Annotated in this window: 5 protein-coding genes; 3 read left to right on the forward strand and 2 right to left on the reverse strand. The window is 61.8% G+C overall.

Translation table 11 applies throughout. The features are described 5' to 3' along the window. The first annotated feature begins 282 nt into the window (after positions 1–282). Positions 283–711: a cellulose-binding domain-containing protein gene (locus WBF82_RS02270; protein ID WP_424381480.1), complete on the forward strand. Its 429-nt coding sequence runs from the start codon at positions 283–285 to the stop codon at positions 709–711. Positions 712–761: 50 nt separating this feature from the next. Here the strand turns inward: WBF82_RS02270 and WBF82_RS02275 are convergent, their stop codons facing one another. Then, the gene (locus WBF82_RS02275; RefSeq protein ID WP_424381476.1) at positions 762–2,000 is read right to left on the reverse strand and encodes a PPE family protein, SVP subgroup; all 1,239 of its coding nucleotides are present in this window, start codon (positions 1,998–2,000) and stop codon (positions 762–764) included. A gap of 259 nt (positions 2,001–2,259) precedes the next feature. On the opposite strand from WBF82_RS02275, the gene WBF82_RS02280 reads away from it, so the two are divergent. After that, entirely contained in the window at positions 2,260–2,853 is a 594-nt protein-coding gene (locus tag WBF82_RS02280; protein ID WP_424381477.1) for an HD domain-containing protein, read from the forward strand. Here the strand turns inward: WBF82_RS02280 and WBF82_RS02285 are convergent. Further along, on the reverse strand, positions 2,848–3,318 hold the full coding sequence (locus WBF82_RS02285; protein ID WP_424381478.1) for a DUF6632 domain-containing protein: 471 nt from the start codon (positions 3,316–3,318) through the stop codon (positions 2,848–2,850). The genes WBF82_RS02280 and WBF82_RS02285 overlap by 6 nt on opposite strands. 214 nt (positions 3,319–3,532) lie before the next feature. Between WBF82_RS02285 and WBF82_RS02290 the strand changes: the two genes are divergently transcribed. Beyond that, positions 3,533–4,180 carry a maleylpyruvate isomerase family mycothiol-dependent enzyme gene (locus WBF82_RS02290; RefSeq protein ID WP_424381479.1) on the forward strand — a complete coding sequence of 216 codons (648 nt, stop codon included), beginning with the start codon at positions 3,533–3,535 and terminating at the stop codon, positions 4,178–4,180. Positions 4,181–4,271 lie beyond the last annotated feature (91 nt).

Raw genomic sequence — 4,271 nt, forward strand, 5'->3', positions numbered from 1 at the left:
CCGCCAAATGCACCACTCGTGGGCTCCGATGGTTGAATCGAGTCGACCCTTTGAGTCTCGAAAAGTGGACACGCAAGTGAGACAAACCGGTGTGGACATGACGTGAGCCAATTCGCATCGGCACAGCTCAGCCCATCGCGATTGGCGACGAGATTCGAGAACTTACAGCAGCAGCAGCTCGTAACTCTTAAATTTCACGACGGTCTCAGTTGGGCAAAGGTACTGCAGCTTAGCCGCGATGCGAGCGCCGATATCGCCCGTTTGCCTTTAGTGTTGGCTGCTATGGCCGGACTGGACGGTTACGTGAAGCGCTGGCGCACAGCGCTTCACGTAACCGTGTCGGCAGTGATGGTCGCCAGCCTCGGACTAGCTATCACCCCCGTAGCGCATGCGGCTGCGCCAACGGCGACGTTGTCGGTGCAACATACGTGGCAGAACGGCTTCATCGCTCGCTTCATCATCACCAATTCGAGCCCGGTGCCGCTAAGCGATTGGAAGCTTGAATTCGACATGCCGGCAGGACAATCCGTCTCGCACACGTGGAATAGCACCCTTACTCAATCTGGCACGCACTATGTTCTCAGCCCCTCGAATTGGAATCGCAGCATTGCACCCGGTGGGTCAGCCACGGGTGGTCTCAGAGGCGTGCTGACCGGTTCCTACTCGCCACCGTCGAATTGCGTGCTCAACGGGCAATATCGTTGCACCTAGGCGCGACTGCGCACTGAGCATCTGAGCGCGTGGCGCGCGATGGTCGACATTCACCGGGCGAGGAGACGTTCTTTCTCCTTGCTGAATTCTTCGTTAGTCAGGAGCCCGGAGTCGCGGAGATCGCCGAGTTTGAGTAGCGCTTCCGCGAACTCATGGACGTCGGCGGCCATTGCCGTCATGTGTCCGCTCACCGGCTCCGACGTCTGCGGTGCACGAGCACCGGACGTCGAACCGATGCGCTCCTGCCGCCTCGGAGTAGGAGCGCCGCTGATGGCTCGGCCTGCCATGTTTGCCAGGGTCATCTCGCTGAAGAGGCTTCCAGGGCTGGCTGCCATGACTTCTGGGGCGGCGCCCAGGCCCGCGGCCGACGACGTCACCGCGGCAAGCCTGATCTCCGGGGCGGCGACGGTCCAGCCTTGCGGCGCCGACAACCCCCCGACCGTTGCAGCCCGACCCAGACCCGCTGTCACCGACTGGGTCTTCGCGGTGCCCAATGCTGTCGCAGGCGGTGGCAACTCGCTCTCGACGGCAACTCCGGGTGGCAACTGAAAATGGTTGTAGCTGAACGTACGCAAGATGTCGTTTTCCCTGGCCTCATCGCGGACTTCCGAGTCGTCGTAGCTTAAGTCGACAAATTCAGAGAAGGTGTTCAATGGCGTCAGTCCAGCCTGGGCCACGCCCGGCCAAAACAGCAGGTTGCCCTCAACGCTCGCCAGCGTATCCACAACCGCTGCGGGTACTGCGTCGGTCGCGGCCGACGCCCCGCTCGTTGTCTGCGGTGCCGGAGTGAACGGAGCCAGGGTCGTAGCAGACGCCGATGCACCGGCGTAGCCGTACATCGCAGTGGCGTCTTGCACCCACATCTCGCCATACAGGGCCTCGGTGGCCGCGATCGCCGGGGTGTTTTGCCCCAATAGATTGGTCGCCACCAGCGCCTGCAAAAGGGCGCGGTTGGCCGTGATCACCGGCGGGGGCACCATCGCCGCAAACGTCACCTCATAGGCGGCTGCCGCCGCTTTTGCTTGGATGGCTGTCTGCTCAGCCTGCGCGGCGGTTGTTCTCATCCACGCCACGTACGGCTCAACTGCGCTCGTCATCGCCGCTGATGCGCCGCCAAGCCAGGGCCCCGCGGTCAGCTCCGATATCACCGATTCGTATGACGAAGCCGCCGACTGCAACTCGGTGGCAAGCCCATCCCAGGCCGCCGCGGCGGCCAGCATCGGCCCTGAACCGGGACCGACATACATCCGTCCGGAGTTGATTTCCGGTGGTAGAAATCCGAAATCCATGCCTCGTGACCTCCTAGCCGACATTGTCGGGTCGGTAGCCTCGGTTAGCGGATACGACCCGCGGAAGTGGGTCGGAGTTGTTTAGGCGCAGGGTCGATGAAGCAGAACGCCGTGGGGAGTCCTAAATGGGCCAAGGATTGTTCGCGGAGCGACCGTGCCCCACGCCGCCCATGTCCGAATCTGAGGTAGGTCTGACCTTGTGGTCATGATCGCGCGGCGCGACGATCTTGTTAAATCCAGCCATCACAACGGAGCTCGAATGATTCCCGCAATCCCCGAAACAGCCGCAGCCGCAGCCGCGGCCGACCTCGCCGCGGCCGCGGCGCCTCGTTACCTGCTCAACCACAGTTATCGAACATTCTTCTTCGGGCGATGCTTGGTGCCCGCCAGCGATGTCGACGACGAGGCTGCGTTCGTGGCCTCAATGCTGCATGACCTCGGTTTGACCGACGAGCACAGAACCGAGAAGGAGTTCGTGCGTAGCGGCGCTGATCTAGCGTGTTCGTTCCTTGAACGGCGAGGATGGCCGCTCGAACGCATCCGGCTTGTCGAGGGCGCGATCTTGCGGCACACGAATCTTGTCGCCGAAGAGGTCCCTGTCCATCGCGTCGTACAAGCAGGCGCGGCCGTTGACGTTGCGGGACTTGGCAGCGACGAGATGAACCCCGAATCGCTTACCGCGATCGTCTCCGCGTATCCCCGACTCGACTTCGTCGAGCAGATGCGCTCGATCTTTCTCGACGAAGCGCACCGGCACCCGAGTGGCGCGTTTGCAGAACTGGAACGAAATGTCGCACTCTCCACGAGGTTCGCGGTAAACCCCGTCGATCACGCTCCGACGACGCGCTTATGACGGGTAGCGCGCCGTATTCGCTCGACGCCATAGGTAGATTCCGAGCGCAAGGATCAGCACGAACGGAATGTCGGTGAGGAATTTGCTCCAGTAATGCTGGATCTCCGTCGCCGCTTGCACCGCCATCAATAACCCGTGCGCGAGGTTGGCCCACATCGTGAAGGACAAGAACGACGTATAGCTTTGCGGGTCACGGGCGGCGCGCAGCAGAAAAACCCCCCACACGATGTAGATCACCATCAGCATCGGAGGCACGTGCATATGCTCACTGCCGCAACGCACGTCGTTCCAGATCGTCCAGTTCAACGCTCCGCCATGCTCGGCTAGTAATGGCGACTGGTCGAGGAAGCCCACCAGCAGCAGGACAAAGATCGCCAGCGTCAGGCCACCGTATACGCGCAGAAAGATCCGAAAACCCTTCGGCTCCCGAGAGGAATCGTGCTGGGTGATTTCCGGTGCGTTCATAGTTGGACTCCGTTCATTTCGCTCCTCACCAGACTTCCTTCAGTACTGAGGAGCCAGCACCACAAAACTCATCGCAGGGTGGTGTGCAGGGTTCAGTTGCTTGGGCGGCAGGACCGTCGATTTCCACGCCGTTAGACAGTAGGTCGGGAATCGATAGCTCGAAGCGGCGACTGGTTGTACCGCGAGAAATGGGCCGCCCCGATACTCTGCATTCGTGCGGCTCAGCGAGGTGGAACGCGAACAGGTATTCGCGGCGGTGGCAGACGAGCGGAGGTCGATCGCCGCGTTGGTCGACGGTCTTGATGCTGACCAATTGGCCACCCCGAGCCTGTGTGCTGGTTGGGACGTCAAAACGGTTGCCGCGCATCTGGTTAGCGATTTCGCCGACGGATTCTGGGGCTTTATGGCCAGCGGCCTTCGCCACGGCAGCATCAATCGTGGAATCGACGCACTCGCCCGTCGCCGGGCGCAAGCAACAGGCGCCGAGATTGCCGAAATGCTGCGCCGCCACGCTGACTACAGGTTGAGTCCGCCGGTGACGGGTCCGCTATCGGGCCTTACTGATGTGTTGGTACATGGCGCCGACATGCGGATACCCTTGGGAATTGCGTATCGACCGGATCCACACCATGTCGGCCGGGTTCTTGATTTCCTTACGGGACCAACGCAACTCGGCTTCTTTCCGCGCAGCCGCCTGCGCGGTATCGCGCTGCACGACGACGACACTGGTCGAACATGGGGCGGTGGCGATCCGATTCAGGGATCGGGTGCGGCGGTGATGTTGGCCATATGCGGACGCACCGTCGCGTTCGACCGCCTAACGGGCCCCGGCCTCGCCGTGTTGCAGTCCCGGCTCAGCTGACCACCAACCACTTTCTCGGCTCAGCGGAAGCGGACGTTGAGCGTCGCCAGGCCGAAGATCTTCTTGCCGTCGGACTTCGCGCCGACGATGA

The organism is Mycobacterium sp., assembly GCF_049673265.1.
GTDB lineage: Bacteria > Actinomycetota > Actinomycetes > Mycobacteriales > Mycobacteriaceae > Mycobacterium.